The organism is Mesorhizobium sp. B2-2-3, from assembly GCF_006442405.1.
Classification (GTDB): Bacteria; Pseudomonadota; Alphaproteobacteria; order Rhizobiales; family Rhizobiaceae; genus Mesorhizobium.
This window is the reverse complement of record NZ_VFWC01000001.1, coordinates 482,168-500,197: the sequence shown is the minus strand read 5'-3', so window position 1 is coordinate 500,197 and position 18,030 is coordinate 482,168. Positions and strand designations below refer to the sequence as shown.

14 protein-coding genes and 1 tRNA gene are annotated in these 18,030 nt (G+C 62.0%); 10 read left to right on the top strand and 5 right to left on the bottom strand.

The genetic code is table 11. The annotated features are described in order from the left end of the window. Positions 1-151: 151 nt before the first annotated feature. Positions 152-1,027 (top strand): AraC family transcriptional regulator, encoded by an 876-nt coding sequence (locus FJ951_RS02290; protein ID WP_140501110.1) that lies wholly within the window; start codon positions 152-154, stop codon positions 1,025-1,027. A 37-nt stretch (positions 1,028-1,064) separates the two neighbouring features. Here FJ951_RS02290 and FJ951_RS02285 read toward each other — a convergent pair whose 3' ends face one another. From FJ951_RS02285 to FJ951_RS02265, 5 genes are all read right to left on the bottom strand, one after another. Continuing rightward, complete coding sequence (locus FJ951_RS02285; RefSeq protein ID WP_140513333.1) at positions 1,065-3,092, bottom strand: aldo/keto reductase; 2,028 nt, start codon at positions 3,090-3,092, stop codon at positions 1,065-1,067. A 36-nt stretch (positions 3,093-3,128) separates the two neighbouring features. Continuing rightward, positions 3,129-4,208 carry a sn-glycerol-3-phosphate ABC transporter ATP-binding protein UgpC gene (gene ugpC / locus FJ951_RS02280; RefSeq protein WP_140513331.1) on the bottom strand — a complete coding sequence of 360 codons (1,080 nt, stop codon included), beginning with the start codon at positions 4,206-4,208 and terminating at the stop codon, positions 3,129-3,131. Between the two features lie 8 nt (positions 4,209-4,216). Further along, a complete protein-coding gene (locus FJ951_RS02275; protein WP_140513329.1) occupies positions 4,217-5,053 on the bottom strand; it encodes a carbohydrate ABC transporter permease in 837 nt (278 codons plus the stop codon). After that, on the bottom strand, positions 5,050-5,910 hold the full coding sequence (locus FJ951_RS02270) for a sugar ABC transporter permease (RefSeq protein ID WP_140501017.1): 861 nt from the start codon (positions 5,908-5,910) through the stop codon (positions 5,050-5,052). The genes FJ951_RS02275 and FJ951_RS02270 overlap by 4 nt, the downstream gene beginning before the upstream one ends. A 160-nt stretch (positions 5,911-6,070) precedes the next feature. Beyond that, positions 6,071-7,342 (bottom strand): extracellular solute-binding protein, encoded by a 1,272-nt coding sequence (locus FJ951_RS02265; RefSeq protein ID WP_140513327.1) that lies wholly within the window; start codon positions 7,340-7,342, stop codon positions 6,071-6,073. 104 nt (positions 7,343-7,446) lie between these two features. Between FJ951_RS02265 and FJ951_RS02260 the strand changes: the two genes are divergently transcribed. From FJ951_RS02260 to FJ951_RS02220, 9 genes are all read left to right on the top strand, one after another. Continuing rightward, the gene (locus FJ951_RS02260; protein WP_140501013.1) at positions 7,447-8,319 is read left to right on the top strand and encodes a helix-turn-helix domain-containing protein; all 873 of its coding nucleotides are present in this window, start codon (positions 7,447-7,449) and stop codon (positions 8,317-8,319) included. 171 nt (positions 8,320-8,490) lie between these two features. Then, a tRNA-Phe gene (locus FJ951_RS02255) sits at positions 8,491-8,566 on the top strand. A 720-nt stretch (positions 8,567-9,286) separates the two neighbouring features. Then, positions 9,287-10,186, top strand: a complete 900-nt coding sequence (locus FJ951_RS02250) for a DeoR/GlpR family DNA-binding transcription regulator (RefSeq protein WP_348642785.1) — start codon at positions 9,287-9,289, stop codon at positions 10,184-10,186. Further along, positions 10,173-11,273 (top strand): four-carbon acid sugar kinase family protein, encoded by a 1,101-nt coding sequence (locus FJ951_RS02245; RefSeq protein ID WP_140513325.1) that lies wholly within the window; start codon positions 10,173-10,175, stop codon positions 11,271-11,273. Before FJ951_RS02250 ends, FJ951_RS02245 begins: the two co-directional genes overlap by 14 nt. Before the next feature lie 224 nt (positions 11,274-11,497). Next, positions 11,498-12,529 carry a 4-hydroxythreonine-4-phosphate dehydrogenase PdxA gene (pdxA, locus tag FJ951_RS02240; protein WP_140513561.1) on the top strand — a complete coding sequence of 344 codons (1,032 nt, stop codon included), beginning with the start codon at positions 11,498-11,500 and terminating at the stop codon, positions 12,527-12,529. A 41-nt stretch (positions 12,530-12,570) separates the two neighbouring features. Beyond that, the gene (gene aldA / locus FJ951_RS02235) at positions 12,571-14,055 is read left to right on the top strand and encodes an aldehyde dehydrogenase (RefSeq protein ID WP_140513323.1); all 1,485 of its coding nucleotides are present in this window, start codon (positions 12,571-12,573) and stop codon (positions 14,053-14,055) included. A 76-nt stretch (positions 14,056-14,131) separates the two neighbouring features. Then, positions 14,132-15,274, top strand: a complete 1,143-nt coding sequence (locus FJ951_RS02230; RefSeq protein WP_140513321.1) for a substrate-binding domain-containing protein — start codon at positions 14,132-14,134, stop codon at positions 15,272-15,274. 166 nt (positions 15,275-15,440) lie between these two features. Then, positions 15,441-17,024: a sugar ABC transporter ATP-binding protein gene (locus tag FJ951_RS02225; RefSeq protein ID WP_140513320.1), complete on the top strand. Its 1,584-nt coding sequence runs from the start codon at positions 15,441-15,443 to the stop codon at positions 17,022-17,024. A gap of 62 nt (positions 17,025-17,086) precedes the next feature. Beyond that, on the top strand, positions 17,087-17,968 hold the full coding sequence (locus tag FJ951_RS02220; protein WP_181165435.1) for an ABC transporter permease: 882 nt from the start codon (positions 17,087-17,089) through the stop codon (positions 17,966-17,968). Positions 17,969-18,030: the final 62 nt, after the last annotated feature.

Genomic DNA, 18,030 nt, shown 5'->3' with positions numbered 1-18,030 from the left:
CCGGCTTTTCTCCTCCCGCCCGCTCCTCGACCGCGGGTTCTTCACGTTCTTCGAGGATGGATTATGCGCTTATTCGCGAGCACGGCCAGAGAAGGATTATGCTTTCAAGGGTAATTTTGTGCTGCGGGATCTGATCGCCAACGGACAGTCGATGCGCACGATCTCGCTGCCGCGCGGTCGCCAGCGCCTGCATGCCATGCCGACGAGCACCGGCTACGAAGTGCGCGAAGGCGAAATCTATGATTGGGACGGGCGCAAGCGCGGCCAGACGCCATTCACCGTGCTCCAGCACACGATCAACGGAAGCGGCCGGCTTCGCTATGAGAACCGCGACTATCGCCTGCAGCAGAACGACACGCTGCTGGTGCTGGTGCCGCACAACCACCGCTACTGGCTGGCCAAGGACGAGCGCTGGGAATATTTCTGGATCTCGATGAATGGCGAGGAGGCGCTGCGCATCCACAAATCGATCCTCGACGTCTCGGGTCCGGTGTTCCGGCTGCAGCCGGAGACGATCGATCATCTCGCCGATTGCAGCCTGCGTCTCATCAACGGGGCCGCTGCGCCGGGGGCGGCTTCAGCGATCGCCTATGAGGCGGCGATGGCGCTCTACGACGATGTCTTCGGCTCGCACGCCTTTGCGGAGAAGCAGAGCGCCATGCAGCCGGTCATCGACCACATCAACGCCAATCTCGACAGGCCGCTGCCGGTAGCGGACCTCGTCCAGATCAGCGGCCTCAGCCGGGCGCACTTCTCGCGCTGCTTCGCCGAGAGCGAAGGCATCCCGCCCGCGGAGTTCGTACTGCAGCAGCGGCTGCAACGCGCCGCCAAGCTTTTGACCAAGGCTGACTTCCTGCCCGTGAAAGAAGTCGCCATCCTGTGCGGCTTCGAGGACGCGAACTATTTCTCGAAGGTCTTCCGCCGCTGTTACGGCATTAGCCCGGGCCAGTTCCGCACCACCGGCATGTATGCCAGCATGAGGGTTCCGGCCAGGCGCGACATCAGGGTGTCCGACGACGAGACCTGACCCCGTCGCCGTCCAGCGCAGCCTTGCATGACATGCACTACGCCGCTTGCCGGCTGCCGCCGTCCAGCCATTGGAGATCGGCAGGTGAAAGCGCGATGTCGAGGGCGCGCAAGCTGTCGTCCAGTTCGCCCAGCGTGCGCGGGCCGATCAACGGCACCGAGGGGAAAGGCTGGTTGAGCACATAGGCGAGCGCAATATGGATCGGGCTCTTGCCCAGCCGCGCGGCAAGTTCGATCGCCCGGTCGCGGCGGCCGAAATTGCGCTCCGAGTACCAGACCCGCACCAGTTCTTCATTGTCGCGCCGGTCGCGCCCGGCGCGTTCGGTGAAGAAGCCGCGCCCTTGGCTCGACCAGGCGAAATTCGGCATCTGCCGGGCGGTCAGCCAGGCCTTCCAGTCATCGGTGGAGGAGGTCACGCAACCGGCCCAGATCGGCTCCAGCATTTCAGCCAGCGAGAAGTTGTTGGAGAGCGCGCCGGGCTTTTGCTTGCCGGTGCGCTCGGCATAGGCGATCGCCTCGTCCATGCGCTGCATCGTCCAGTTCGAGCCGCCGAACGGGCCACGGATGCGGCCTGCCTTGACCTCGCGGTCCATCGCATCGACGAATTCTCCGACGGGCACGTCCGGATTGTCGCGATGCATGAAATAGATATCGACATGGTCGGTCTGCAGACGGTCGAGCGACTGGACGAGCTGCTTGCCGATCACGTCGGGATAGCAAAGCGGCGAATGTGCCCCCTTGGCGATGACCACCGACTGCTCGCGAACGCCACGGTTCTTCAGCCATTGCCCAAGCAGCGTCTCGGTGTAGCCGCCGCCATAGACATAGCCGGTGTCGAACAGATTGCCGCCTGCCTCGAAGAAGGCATCGAGCAGGATCGAACCCGAGGAGAAGGTGCGGAAATCCTCGAAACCGAGCGCCACGATCGAGGCCGGCTTCGACAGACCCGGAATGGCGCGTTTGGCGATCGCCGTGCCGCCGGATCGCAAGGGCCGGCCGGCGATTGTGTTGGTGCGCCGCGAGGCCTTTTCGATCTCGTACTCCAACCCCACAGCCGCGCGCCATCTGTCGAGCACGCGCAAGGTGCCGAGGCTGTCGGCCCAGGCCATGCCCGGCCAGGCGAACTCCTGCCGGCCGGCAAGGATGGCGTCCCCGGCGGCGTCGACTTCGAAGGAATAGACGTGACGCTTTTCGTTCACGCTGATGGTTTCGCGCACGCCGTCCGCGCCGATCACATCGATCCGGCCGAGGCCGACATCGCGGTCGCCGCCGGCGAACCAGAAATCCGGCACTTCGATGCGGCCCCTGGTACCGAAAATCCTGAGCACATTGTCCTGGTTGAGCGAGATGCTGCAGGAGACCTCGGCGAGGATGCCACCTGGAAAATGCAGCAGCGCGGACGCCCATTCGTCGACGCCGGACTGGCCAAGATGGGCAACGCCGGTCACCTTGTCCGGCTCGAGGAACGGCTTGCCGGCCGCGGCGCCGGCAATCAGCCGCGCCATCGAGACGGGATAGCCGCCGACGTCCAGGATGCCGCCGCCGGCGAGGTCGTTGGCATAAAGCCGGTGCTGCGGCATAAAATCAGGCATGGCAAAACCGAAGCTCGACTTGATCATCCTGATCTCGCCGATGACGCCGGATTTGATCAGTTCCACCAGCTTCAGCGTCTGCGGGTGCAGCCGGTACATGAAGGCCTCGCCGAGGAAGGTGCCGGCCTTGCGCGCCGCATGCATCATGGCGTCGGCCTCGAAGGCGGTCAGCGCCAGCGGCTTTTCGCACAGCACATGCTTTCCCGCTTCCGCCGCCCGGATCGCCCATTGCGCATGGCCGGGGTGCGGGACCGAGATGTAGATCGCGTCGATTTCCGCGTCAGTGAGCAATGCTTCGTAGCCGTCGAGAATGCGGGCGCTGGGAAAATTCTCGGCCAGGCCCGGCTTGCCCGGATCGCGCGCACCGATGGCGACCAGCTTTCCGTTGCGGGAGCCGGCGACGCCGCCGGCGAAAGCCTTGGCGATGCTGCCCGGGCCGAGAATGCCCCAGCGGATGGGCGTGGTTGCAGTCATTGTCATTCTCCTTGCGGGATGGGAAAAGGCAGCCGATCAGCGCAGCCGCAGCCCTTTTTCGTCGAACAGATAGGATTTGCGGATGGATACGGTGATCTCCGATGTGTCGGGGACCTTGGCCGCGTCACGCTGGATCACCACGTCCTCGCCATTGGCCGTTCTGGCGTAGAGGAAGCTCGTGCCGCCCAGGTGCTCGACCACATCGATGGTGACGGCAAGATCGGCGTCGCCTTCTCCGGCGCTGCCAAAATGTTCGGGCCGCACGCCAACGATGACCTTGCTGCCGATTGCGGACGCGGCGCCCGTCAGCGGCTGCGTGATGCGGGTCTTCTCCTGGCCAGCGAGTTCCACCACGACCCCGCGCGCATCGCAGCCGACCACGCGGCCCTTGATGAAATTCATCTTCGGCGAGCCGACGAAACCGGCCACGAACTGATTGTCGGGATTGTCATAAAGATCGAGCGGGCGGCCGATCTGCTCGACATGGCCGCCGCGCAGCACGACGATCCGGTCGGCGAGCGTCATCGCCTCGGTCTGGTCGTGCGTGACATAGATCATGGTAGTGCCAAGCTCCTTGTGCAGGCGCGAGATCTCGACCCGCATCTGGACGCGCAGTTCGGCGTCGAGGTTGGACAGCGGCTCGTCGAACAGGAACACCTGCGGCTCGCGCACGATGGCGCGGCCGATGGCAACGCGCTGGCGCTGGCCGCCGGAGAGTTTCTTCGGACGGCGCTCCATCAATTCGCTGATGCGCAGGATCTCGGCCGCCCGTTTCACCCTGCGGTCGGTGTCGGCCTTCGGATTGCCGGTCATACGCAGGCCGAAGGAGAGATTCTGCTCCACGTTCATATGCGGGTAGAGCGCGTAGGACTGGAACACCATGGCGATGCCGCGGTCGGCCGGCTCGACATCGTTGACCACCTTGCCGCCGATGGCGATCTCGCCATCGCTGATATCCTCCAGCCCGGCGATCATCCTGAGCAGCGTGGACTTGCCGCAGCCAGACGGGCCGACGAAGACGACGAACTCGCCATCCCTGATGTCGATGTTGGCGCCATGGACGACCTCGAAAACGCCGAAGCGCTTGACGACATTCGTGAGCGTGACGGTTGCCATGCCTACCCTTACTTGACCGCGCCGGCGGCGATGCCGGCAATGAAATGGCGTTGCAGCAGCACGAACACGATCAGCATCGGCACCGTCAGCATTACCGCGCCCGCCATGATGCCGCCCCACGACACTTTGGTGAGGCCGATCAGCGTGCCGAGCGCCACCGGTGCGGTCATCGCGCCGGGCTGGCTGTTGATCAAAAGCGGCCAGAGATAATTGTTCCAGGACGCCAGGAACAGGATGATGCAAAGGGCGGCCAGCATCGGCCGCGCCAGCGGCAGCGCGATGAAGACGAAGATGCGCCACTCCTTCACGCCTTCGACGCGGGCGGCGTCGAACAGGTCATCGGGCATCATGGAAAAGCTCTGGCGCATGAACAGGACGCCCAGCGAATTGAACAGCGGCGGCACGATCAACGCCACCCAGGTGTTGGCGAGCTTGAAATCGCGCGCCACCATGATGAATTGCGGGATCAGCACCACCGCATAGGGGAGCGTGATGGTGCCCAGGATGATGGCGACGACCAAGCCCTTGCCGACGAACCGGTAGCGCGCCAGCGCCCAGCCGGCCATCGACGTCAGCAGCACCGACAGAAAAGTGTAGGTGACCGCCACCGAGACGGAGATGAAAATCGCACCGACAAAGTCGGTGTCGCGCTGCAGGTTGTTGAAATTGTCCACGAAATTGCCGTGCGGCAGCAACTCGATGCCGGGGCTGAAGATGCCGTTGTCCGGCATGGTCGAGAACACGACCATCATCCATAGCGGAAACAGCCAGATCAGCGCCAGTGGCGTGAGGAAAAGATGCAGCAAGAGGCTGCGCTTCAGCCTGGCCGAGGCGAGCGAGCTCATTTCGGTTCCCTCGTCAGCCACAGTTGCACCAGCGTGATGGCGATCGCCAGCCCCGCCATGGTGTAGGCGACGGCCGAGGCGTAGCCGAAATTGAGCGACCGGAAGCCCTGGCGATAGAGCAGCAGGCCGAGCGTCTCGGTGCCGCCGCCCGGCCCGCCGCGTTCGGTGATCAGGAACGGCTCGGTGAACAGCTGCATGGTGCCGATGATCGACAGCACGGTGCAGAACACGATGACCGGCTTCAACAGCGGCAAGGTGATGAAGAAGAACTGCTTGAGCTTGCTGACCCGGTCGAGCGTCGCCGCCTCGTAGACGTCCTCGGGGATGGACTGCATGCCGGCCAGAAGGATGATGGCGTTGTAGCCGGCCCAGCGCCAGGTGACCGCGATCATGATCAGCGCCATGGCCGGCGTGACATTGGAGAACCAGTCGATCTTGGGCAGCCCAACGCTGTTCAGGAGCTTGTTGATGATGCCGAAATCGAGGTTGAACATCAGCCGGAACACCGCGGAATAGGCGACCTCGCCGACCACCACGGGAGCGAAGAAGGCGAAGCGGTAAAGTCCTCTCGCCTTCAGGAGCGGCGAATTCAAAAGCACGGCCATCACCATCGCCAGCGCGATCATCACCGGCACCTGGATGACGAGGATGAGCAGCGTGTTCTTCAAGGCATTGAAGAAGGCCGGATCGCCGATCAGCCGGCCCCAGTTGAAGCCGGGCGCAAAGCGCCAGGGCACGGTGCGCGTCGCCTGGAACGAGATCAGGAACGAAGAGATGATCGGCCATACCCAGAAGACGGAGAAGATCAGCAAATAGGGCGCGAGGAAACGATAGGCCGTGGCGTTGCGGTTGCGCATCGTGCTCCTCCTCCTCTCGTCGGCGTTTCAAGCTGTGGTCCCGCGCGCAGCGGCAACCGGTTAGTCGGGACATGCGACATTTCACACGTCCCGCGAGGAAGCCCCGCGGGCCGAGGTCGGGTCCGGGCGGCGCATGCCTGCCCGGACCACGTCTGGGAAGTTATGACTTGACCGGCAGCCCGGTCGCCGCCGCGATCTGGCTGGCGGCATCGTCGAGGGCTGCCTTGGCGTCGGGATAGCCGCCGGCGAGATATTTGGTCTGCACCGCGCGCATGATGATTTCGGCATCGCTCTGGAACTGCGTGCCGCGGCTGGGGACGATCTTGGGCAGAGTGGCGAGGATGTCCTTCCACACCGCCTGGCCGCCCCAATAGGGCAGGCCTTCAGACACGTAGGGGTCGTTCAGCGCCGACACCAGCGAGGGAACGAGGCCGAACTCCTTCAGCATGGTGATCTGGCCCTCATTGGTTTCGAGCGTGTATTTCAGGTACTCGTAAGCCGCTTCCTTGTTCTTCGACCCGGAAGTGATGGCCAGCGACGACCCGCCGAGATTGGCGGCGCGTGGCCTGTCGGCGGTAAGGCTCGGCATCAGGTAGACGCCCCATTTGCCGTTTTCGCCGGCCGATTCGGTGCGGATTGTGCCTTCATACCAGCCGCCATAGACCTGGGTAGCGACGGTGCCGGCGGTGTTGTTGGTGATCTTGGTGCCCCAGTCGGCCGAGGAGATGATGCCGGCGTCCTTCATCTCCTTGATCTTGGCCAGCGTATCGATGCATTTCGGCTGGTTCACCGTGATCGACTGGCCATCCTCGGAGAAATAGCCGCAGCCCTGTTCATTGGAGATCATGCGGAAGAATTCGGTGTCGCCGTTGAAGTCGGCGTTGGTCATGGTGACGCCGGGATTGGCGGCCTGGATCTTCTTGCCGGCGGCAATGAAATCGTCCCAGGTCTTGATCGACGCCGGATCGACGCCGGCCTTTTGGTAGAAGTCGCGGCGGTAGAAGGCGGCGACCGGGCCGGAATCCCACGGCATCGCATAGGCCTTGTCGCCGACCTCGAGCTCGGTGCGCTTGAAATCGGGGAATTTCGCCTGGTCCTCGGCGCTGTAGCCCAGCGTGTGCAGGTCGACAAAGCAATCGGGAAATTGGCTCCAGTAATTCTCGGCCTCGCCGTTCTCGATGGTAACGACATCAGGCAGGCCGACGCCACCGGCGGCGCATCCGGCGATCGATTTGTCATAGGTCGGCTGGTTGCCGAGATCCTGGACGGTGACCTTGATGTCAGGATGCAGCTTGTTGAACCCGGCAATCGTCGCCTTCAGCGACGAGGCGGCGATGTTCCAGCTCCAGATGGTGATTTCGCCCGATTGCGCGAAGGCCGGGGCTGAGCCCAAGGCAAGCGCGAGCGCGGCGCAGGACAGTGTGATGCGCATTGAAATCCTCCCATTTCATTTGCTCTCTCTGCGAGCCGGGCTAGACTATGCGGCGCGGAAGGCTTGTCCCCGACAAAGGGAATACGAAATTGGCGGAAAGTAAGATGCCGGACCGGCCGTTTTACCAGCCTGGCGCCAGCAGCGTGGAAGGAATGCCGCTGCTGTTGCAGATGTTCCACACCGCACCCCTGGTGATGCTCAAACCGCACTGGCATGCGCAGGTCGAGGTAAACTTCATCGTGCGCGGCAGCGTGCATTACCGCATGAACGACCACGAAATCTCGCTTTCGGCCGGTGAGATGTGCCTGTTCTGGGGCGGACTGCCGCACCAGATGGACGATTTGAGCGACGACGCCATCTATGCCGGCGCGCATCTGCCGCTGGTGCATTTCTTCCGGCTGCATCTGCCGGCTGACATACGTCACCGGCTGATGACGGGTGCCACGCTGGTGACCAGCGCCACCGATCAGTCCGACAACGATAATTTCGACCGCTGGAACCGCTACGCCCGCTCCGGCGACCCGGCCAGGGCGGAGCACGCCGTCAACGAACTGTTGCTGCGGCTGGAGCGGGTACGGTTCGAGCCCTACAGGCTGGTGCCGGAAAATGCGGCCGGACAGGAAGCGGGCAGTCCGTTCGACCAGCAGTCGTCGCGCAATGTCGGGCGCATGTGCGATTTCATCGCCGAGAATTTCCTCTACGACATCGATTGCATGAACATAGCGGCGGCCGCCGACCTCCATCCCAAATACGCCATGAGCATCTTCAAGAAATCGACCGGCATGACACTCAACGAATATGTCAACCTGTTGCGGCTGAGCTATGCGCAGGCGCTGCTCATGCACCAGGATGCCAATGTGCTCAGGGTCGCGATGGATTCGGGCTTCGGTTCGCTCAGCGCCTTCAACAAGTCGTTCCGGAAGCTCGCCGGCATGACACCTACGGATTTTCGCAAGGGATTGGCGGGCGCCAGATAGCGGCGGCGTGGCGCGGAAACCAGCGCATCGGGCGGCACTTCTTTTCCTGCCGGAAATCCACATCTGGGCGCTGGACAGGCCGGATTCCCATGCTATAACCCACGCGCTTTCAAGGGACGCCCACGGCGCTTCCATGAAATCCGGAGCGCGAGTTTTCGTTAGCCGGAACAGGCCCAGATAGCTCAGTTGGTAGAGCAGCGGACTGAAAATCCGCGTGTCGGTGGTTCGAATCCGCCTCTGGGCACCATCCTTATACCTTTGATATTCAAGTCTTTTTAGGATCGCGTCATAGCGGCGAATTCCAGAGTTTGACGCTTTTCTCAGACCGGTTTGACAATTTCCGTTCGCCGCCCTTCGCCTCGGCGTCGAAATTCTTAACCGCCGCCAAGCCGCCGGGCGGAACTTGGCCATGTCTATCACCGAGCCGATCTGGCGATGCCTGCAGCGCCATTTGAATGGCGGCTTCCGATCCTGCCAAATGGCAAGGCCTTCGGCGATCGCCCCACCTTTTCGATGAGTTCGTTAAATTTGGCTTCGAGCCGGAGGAGCTTGGCGTCGGGATTCCTCGCCTTAGCGCCTATCATCTTGCCTTCCCTGCGGGGCGCTTGACATCCGAGGCCGCGGCAGCGACGCCCACGATGGCCGATTTCAGGCTTGACTAGCAAGACAGTGTTCCTCCAACTCCGTCCGCGACGGAAGCCTACAGGGGACCTTGCGTCACTGACTCCATTTTCATCTTTTTGACGAAAACTGCTCGTTTTCAACTTTTATTGACGAAGACTGACGTCATTCGATTAACGCCGGCGGTCAAAAATCAGTCAAAATAATTCTAACGAAGCCAAAACGGTGGGAAATCGCCCACCAAAAATGACAAACGATTGGGCTCGCTGGATGGATTCGTGATATTTGCGGGACATCGCTCGCGTGATTCAGGCGAGCGTTTGCGGCACGGTGCGGAGATACAAACGTGGCAAGGAATGTCCGAAAATCAGCGGTGGAGGACATGACGCCCTCGGCGTCCGCCGGGTCATGGGAAGACGATGGCGGGCGCGGACGGGTCGACTTGATTCCGGCCAAGCGTCATGCCTTCATCCTCGAATGCCTTAAACGGCAAGGAGCCGTAGGCGTTCAGGAGCTCATCGATCTCATCGGCGCATCGCCTTCGACGATCCGGCGCGATCTCGAGACGCTTGAACGGCAGGGAGCACTGGAGCGAACGCATGGCGGGGCGATGCTTCAGCGCACGGAACTCGCCACCTTCGAGCCGGATCTCGCCACCGCGGCGCATTTCGCCAGGGCAGAGAAAGAGGCCATCGGTGCCGCCATGATGTCGGAACTCCGCGCCGGCCAAAGCGTCATTTTCGACGCAAGCACGACCGTGCTGGAAGTCGCCCGCGCCATCGCCGCGACGCCTATTCCGCTTACCGCCGTTACCAACAGTCTTGCGATCGCGCAGATACTTGCAGCCGTGCCGGAAGTACGTCTCGTCATGCTTGGAGGCACCTGCAAGCCGGGCTCACTGACCCTGGTCGGCCAGCCCGGCGAGAATTTCCTGCGAACCATCCACGCCGATGTGGCCATTCTTGGGACCCATGCCATCACCGGAGACATGCTCACGGAGACCTCGCTAGAGGTTGCGGCGATGAAGCAGGCGATGATCGCGGCGGCGCGCCGTGTCGTCGTGCTTGCGGACAATTCGAAGTTCACTGCCCCCAATTTCTGCACCATCTGCCGTCTGGCCGATATCCACCAGATCATTACCGACGAGGGCATCGATCAAGCTCACCTCACCAATCTTCGGACGCTCGATGTGAACGTCCGCGTCGTGCGCGTCAGCCGTCCAGGTTCTTCAGTTGAGCGCTCTTGAGGGCGTGGATATCCGGGTCGTAGCCGATGACCTGACCGGCGCCCTGGACAGCGCGGTTTCCTTCGCATCGCCCGGCCACGGCATTGGGGTGAGCTGGCGACTGGACGGTCCGTTTTCGGAGCGCATGGCTGTCGATGTCGCCACACGAGAGGGCGCCGAGGCCACGGCCGTCGCCAGGCACCAGGCGCTCGCGCCATGGCTCGCCGCCGGACAGCTGAGTTTCAAGAAGATCGACAGCCTTTTGCGCGGTCACGTCATCGCCGAAATAGAAGCCTGCATCGTCGAGGGGACGTACCAGCGCGTTGTGCTGGCGCCTGCTTTCCCATTTCAAGGGCGTGTTACGCGCGCCGGGCGCCAATGGCGGCTCGATCGGCCTGAAATGGTTGGTCCCGACCTCCTCGCCGACCTCGGCCAGCGCTTTTCGGTCGGGCGTTCAACACCGAGGGCACGACCGGTCCATTTCATCACCCTCTACGACGCCGAAACGGACACGGACCTGGACAAGATCGTCGCAACGGCCGGAATGTCGGAGGCACGGACCTTGTGGGTCGGTACAGGCGGCCTGGCGGCGGCACTCGCTCGGCACATGAAAGCCCCGCAGAAGCCTGCTCTTGCGTTGTCCGGGCCGTTCCTTGGCCTTGTCGGCACAAATCACGAGATCACTGCGGGACAGGTGGCCGTCTTTGCCGCCCGGCATGCGGATGCGCATATCGTTATCGAACGCGACATCGACAAAGCGAGAAAGCGCTTGGCGGAGCGGATGATGCAAGGCGCGCCTTCGATTGTCAGCGTCGCTGCATCGGGTGATCGCCACGCGGTGGCGGATCATATCGGCAAGGTGTTTGCCTCGCTTCTCGAAGATTTGCCGAAGCCCGGCACGTTGCTCGTCACTGGCGGCGAAACATTGCGGTCGGTGTGCGACAGCCTAGGCGCCGTCGAACTCACGGTCGAAAGCGAGATCGAGCCGGGGCTGCCGGTTTCCGTCATCAAAGGCGGCGTTTTCGAGGGGCTGGCCACGATTTCGAAATCGGGCGCGTTCGGCGACAGCGCCCTGCTCTGCAGGCTTGCCGCTCTCGCGCGTTCCTGATCAGGACGATCGCCGGCGAAGACGCGGGACATCCGCCTGCCGGTCAAATAGCGTCAAAAAGCACTGCGAAGCCGAGTGTGGTCGAGATTTCAGCCGCAGAGGGAGAGACGCAAGCCCGATTCAGCCTGTGAGATTTGATTGTAAATGATCGCGAAAGAAAACTATTGCGCATATCTGGCCCGAAGGATTAGAAGATGATCACAATTGACCGATATGGGGTGTTTATGTCTGGTCCAAGGCTCGGCATCACTATGGGTGATCCCGCGGGCATCGGCCCCGAGATCATCGCGAAGGCATGCGCACGGCTGAAACCGCGCCTGGCCGACGGGTCACTGTCGCTTCTCATCATCGGCAGCGCCACCGCGATGCGCGCGATGGAGTCCATTTCAGGACGTATCGAGCGGGAAGAACCGTCGGCTTCGGCCGCCAGACCTTTTCCGCCCGTGGCCATTCTTGAGGCCGGACCAGAGCGGACACCCGTAGAGACAGGCGTCATGTCGGCCGAAGGCGGGCGCCTTGCCTACCTGGCCATCGAAAAGGCTGTTCGCCTGGCCCAGGCCGGCTCGATTGCGGGTATCGTTACGGCCCCCCTCAACAAGGAAGCGCTCAACCTGGCCGGCTATCACTATGCCGGCCATACCGACATGCTGGCAGAACTGACGGGCGCCCGCGATTCCGTGATGATGCTTGCCCATGGCGACTTTCGCGTCAGCCATGTCTCGACCCATGTGGCGCTGGCTCAAGTTCCCTCGAAACTGACCGGACCTCGTTTGCGCCGGGTTATCAAGTTGACTGTCGAGGCATTGCAGGGCCTCGGCATTGCGCATCCGCGCATTGCGATTGCCGCGCTCAACCCGCACGCTGGCGAAGGCGGCATTTTCGGTCGTGAGGATATCGACATCACGACCCCGGTCGTCGCCTCTTACACATCGCCCGATTTCACCGTGGTTGGACCTGTTCCGGGCGACACGGTCTTCGTCAAGCTACGTGCGCGTCAGTATGATGCGGTGGTCGCGATGTATCACGATCAGGGCCATGTTCCGGTGAAGCTGCTCGGCTTCAATGTCGATCCCGCGACCGGTGAATGGAAAGCGCTCTCCGGTGTCAATGTGACGCTCGGCCTTCCGATCATTCGTACCTCCGTCGACCACGGCACGGCCTTCGACATCGCCGGCAAGGGCATCGCCAACGAGGACAGCCTGGTCGAGGCGATCGAGTTCGCCGTCCAGATGGCCGCGGCAAAATCCAAACCTTAGGCGCCGGCACGCCTGCAACGCACGAAGAAGCGGATCGAACCATGGCTGTAGAGACGTCCCATCTCATGCTGATCGACGGCAGATTTGTCACCGGCGAAGCCGGCACGCGCCCGGTGATCAACCCGGCCAACGGCAAGGCTTTTGTCGACGTGCCCGAGGCAAGTCCGGATCAGGCTCGCCAGGCGATAGAGGCAGCCCGTAAGGCGCAGAAAGCCTGGGGGCTCAAATCACCCCTCGCCCGTGCGGCGATCATGAAGCGGATCGCGGTCTTGATCCGGCAGAACGCCCGACATCTGGCCGAGGTGGTCGTCAGGGAACAAGGCAAGCCGATCAATGAGGCCATGGGTGAAGTCGGCGGTGCGGCCGAGTTCTTCGACTACTACGCCGAGTTTGCCCGCCGCATTCAAGGTGAGATCCTGCCATCCGACTATGCGGGAGAGCAGGTCTGGATCCAGCGCGTACCCGTAGGCGTCGTCGCCGCCATCATTCCCTGGAATTATCCGAGCGCCCTGGTCAGCCGAAAGGTGGCGCCCGCCATGATCGCCGGCGACACCATCGTCCTCAAACCGCATGAAGACACGCCGCTTTCGGCGCTCGAAATGGCTCGCATCTTTGTGGAAGCGGGCGTGCCGGACGGCGTGGTCAACATCATAACAGGACGAGGCGAAACCATAGGCGAGGTGCTGTGCACGGAACCCGGCGTCGACCTCATCACCATGACCGGAAGCGTGCCGACCGGCAAGCGCATCATGGCGAATGCCTCGCGCAACCTGACGCCCGTTTCGCTGGAGCTTGGCGGCAAGGCCCCCTTCATCGTCCTGGCCGATGCCGATCTCGAGCTGGCGGTGCGGTCGGCGGCCACTTCGCGCTACATGAATTGCGGGCAGGTCTGCATATGCAACGAACGCACGCTCGTTCACCGTTCGATTTACGATCAGTTCGTCACGCGCTTCGTGGAGTTCTCGAAGTCGCTGGTCGTCGGTGATCCGATGCAGGCGAATACCGATATCGGTCCCAAAGTCAGTCGTGAGGAATTGGAAAAGGTCGAGGTGGTCCTGGCGGAAGCCGTCGCGGGCGGCGCGAAGCTGGCTCTGGCCGGCGGACGCCCGGCCAAGGCGCCGATCGACGGCGGCTACTGGCTCAATCCGACCGTATTGACCGACGTGACGCCCGACATGCCGATCATGACGCGGGAAATCTTCGGCCCGGTCGTGCCGATCATGCCCTTCGACACCTTCGAGGAGGCAGTCAGCATCACCAATGCCAGTCGCTATGGCCTGTCGGCCTATCTTTTCACCAACGATCTGGGTCGCGTCATGAACGCCGTCAACGAGGTTTCGTTTGGCGAAATCTATGTGAACCGGATCGGGCCAGAAATGCTGCAGGGCTTCCATGTCGGCTTCCGCGAGAGCGGATTGGGCGGCGATGACGGCGTACACGGGCTCGAGAGCTACATGCGCAAGAAGACGGTCTACGTGAATTACTCGGGTGCCGCCACGGCGGCATTGATGCCTTACGGGCGCTGAACAGCGCCCAGACAGTACGACCAGCCAGGTCGCTACCCGGCCAAAATGGCCGTTTCATCTCATCGGGAGGAATAAAATGCACTATCGTGGATTCATGGCGGCGGCTTTGGCCGTGGCACTGTCAGGACTGGCCGCATCTTCGGCGATCGCCGACGACACCATTCCACCGGAAGCAAAGGCGCTGCTTGAGCCGCTGCCCCTATCGCCGAGAGGCCAACCCGTTCCGGGCTTCCCGGACGGTCCACCGGCGGTGTCGCCAGACGTGCTGAAATTCTCCGATGCCGACCTTGCAAAGCTGAAGGCCGGAAAGTTCACCGCCGGGCTGGTGATGCACACCATGGATGCCGGCTGGCCCCAATTGCAGGTGGCCGGGATCTCGAACACGCTCAAGGATTTTGGCATCGAGGTTGTCGGAACCACCGACGCCAAGTTCCAGCCCGGCCAGCAGATCAGTGATCTCGAGCAGATGATCGCACGCAAGCCGGATGTGATCTTCTCGATCCCGATCGATCCGAAGTCCGAATCCGAAGCCTACAAGAAGGCGGCGGCAGCCGGCATCAAGCTGGTTTTCATGGACAACGTTCCGGTCGATATGGCGCCGGGCAAGGACTATGTGTCCGTTGTCGCTTCCGACAATGAGAAGAACGCCTATTTCGCCGCGCAGGAACTTGTCGGGGCCATTGGCGGCAAGGGCGAGGTCGGCATCATCACGCTGGTCTATGACTATTACTACTCTGTCGCGGCCCGCAAGGTCGGCGCACTCAAGGCATTCGGCGAACACCCCGACATCAAGGTCGCGGACGTCGGTACCTTCACCGCGCCTGAGAAGGCCTACGAGGTCGCCACAGCCATGTTGACGGCGCATCCCGACATGAAGGGCATTTTCGTTGCCTGGGACACGCCCGCGCAGCAGGTCGTGGCAGCGACCAAGACACTCGGCCGCGACATCGTCATCACCACGAATGACATTGCCGCAGACAGCGCGCTGAACGTTGCACGTGGCGAGTTTCTGGCCGTGGGTGCGCAACGCCCCTATGACCAGGGCGTCGCGGAGGCCAAGGCGGCCGCGCTTGCTCTGCTTGGACATGACGTCCCGCCGTATATTTCGGTACCGACGTTGCGCGTCAAGAAGCTCGACCTTCTCAGTGCCCTCAAGCAGGTCACCAAGGAAGATGCGCCGGCTTCGGTGGTGAAAATCTGCAACGGCGAGTGCTTCTAGAGCAGTTCACCGTTTCACGGAAACGGCGAACCGCTCTATCTCTTTGTTTTTGCGCAATTCCGGACGGAAAACCGTACACACTTTTCTTGGAATTGCTCTAGCTCCTTCTTTCGCCGGCGGGCCGCAGCAGTCCGCCGGCGCTCCCCGAGCGATCGAGAAAATCGTCATGGCCGAAGCGAAAACTCCAACGTCCCAGCGCCCTATCGTAACGATGCAACGCATCGGCAAGTCGTTTGGCGCGAACCGCGTGCTGTCGGACATTTCGTTCGAGGTCAAGGCCGGCGAAACGCATGCACTGCTCGGCGAAAACGGTGCGGGCAAGTCGACGCTCATGAAGATCCTCATGGGCGCGTATCGGACGGACGAAGGCCGGATTCTGTTCGACGGCGAGGATGTCACCGCCCTGTCGCTTCGAGAGAGGATCGATCGCGGAATCGCAATGATCTTCCAGGAGCTGAGCGTGTTGCCGAATCGTTCGGTTGCCGAAAACCTGTTTATCCTTCGCGAGCCGCTCGCCTTCGGCCGACGTGTCGATGCCAGAAAAATGCTGCGCGAGGCCCGGGCTCTGATCGAGCGATATGCCTTCTCGCTCGATGCTTCGGCACGTGTGGGCGACCTGGCGTTCGCTCAGCGCCAGATGGTCGAGATTCTCAAAGCGATCTCGCGGGGCGCCAAGCTGCTCGTAATGGACGAGCCGACTTCGTCCCTGACCATCCATGAGGAGGAAACGCTTTTTCGGACAATCGGTCAGCTCAAGCAGAACGGAATCGGTATCGTCTACATCAGCCATCGCATGGCCGATGTGCTGCAGCTTTCGGATCGCATCTCGATCATCAAGGATGGACGTCTGGTCGGTCCGCTCGATCCGGAGAAGACGTCCATCGAGGATATCGCGGCGTTGATGTCCCGGCCCAAGGTCCAAACGCCTTCCCCCGCCGCAGCCGCGCCAGCAAATCGGCAGCCTGCAACGCCCGCCGGGACGCCGGCTCTTGAGGTCCGTGACCTTGCCACCTCGCGCAAACTGTCCGGCGTGTCGTTCTCGATCGGCCCGGGCGAGATCGTCGGCCTTGCCGGGCTTGTCGGCAGTGGCCGCTCGACCCTGGGCAAGGCTTTGTTCGGCATCCTTCCGGATGTAACCGGCCACATCGCCGTCGGGAGCGACCCCGTCCAGCCGGGCAGTGTCAGCAGGGCCATCGCTGCCGGTATCGCGCTTGTCCCCGAAGACCGTCGGCTCGAAGGTCTTGTGGGTGGACGTTCGATCGAGGAGAACCTCGCACTTCCCCGCCTTTCCGAGTTCTCGCTGGCGGGTCCGTTCGGGCCGATGGCGAAGGCCCGGATAACGGCTCTGTTCAGACAATACCGGGACGATCTCAGTATCCTGTGCCGCGGTCCCTTACAGAAAGCCCAGGAGCTTTCGGGCGGCAATCAGCAGAAGATCGTCTTCGCCAAATGGCTGGCCATGAAGCCGAAGCTGTTGATCCTCGACGAACCAACCTCCGGCGTCGACATCAATGCCAAGCGCGATATGCGCGAACTTGTGCGCCGCACGGCCGGCGAAGGCGTCGCCGTGCTGCTCATTTCTTCGGAACTCGAAGAACTCCTGGATTTGTCCGATCGCATTCTGGTGATGGCGCAAGGGCGGATCACGCGCAGCATCGATCGCGCGGACGACGAGACAAAACTTCGCGCGTTGCTGCAGGCCGAGGCGGCCAGACAAGCCAGTGCGCGCGCCCAGGGAGTTGCAGCATGAAACCGTCCCCTATGCCCTCGCACGCAAATGCGATAAATTTTTTCCGCGATCACATCACCTATGTGATCTTCCTGGCGATAACCCTCTACTTCGTCCTGTTTGCTCCACACTTCGCGTCTGTGTCGACCGCAAGCGCGGTTCTGCGCATCACGGCCATCGTTTCGGCAATGGCGATCGGCATGACATTCGTCATCATCTGCGGCGAAATCGACCTGTCGGTAGGATCGGTTGCAAGTTTTTCGGGGATGATCGGAGCGCTGCTGCTCGGCCAGGATGTTCCCACCTACGTCGCAGCTCTTCTGGTGCTGGCAGCCGGCGCAGCGATCGGGGCCACCTCCGGCATCCTTGTTACAAAAATACGCATTCCATCGTTTCTTGTGACCCTTGGCATGCTGTCGATCTTTTCCGGACTGGCGCTGACGATCACCGGCACCCGGCCAGTGTCGATCGTCGACGATGATTTCTCGAACCTGTTCTGGAACGGTAGTTTTCTGGGCGTGCAGGCGCCAATCTGGTGGACAATCGTCCTAACTTCCGTCGGCTATTATCTTCTGCACCAGATGCCCTTCGGCAGGCGTGTTTATGCGACTGGTGGAAACCCTGTAGCCGCCCGCTTTTCCGGGGTGCGGACGGACAGCGTCAAAATTTTCGCCTTTGTGCTGTCCGGCATGATGGCATCCCTTGCAGGGATGATGCTCGCGGCCCGCTCCACCGCCGGCAATCCCAGCCTGGGGGCGGGTCTCGAACTCGACGTCATCGCGGCCGTGATCATAGGCGGGACAAGTCTCTTCGGCGGCTATGGATCGATCGTCGGTTCTGTCGTCGGCGCAATCTTCATAGGAATTCTCGGATTCGGTCTTCTCGTGCTCGGTCTTTCGACCAGCATCCAGGAGGTGATCAAGGGCGCTATCATCATCATTGCCGTCTCGTTGAACCGGCGTTGAAAGCAGCAGAGTTCCATGACCCGACGAAACGCGCGCGTTCCACGCGTTGACTGCCGAAGTAG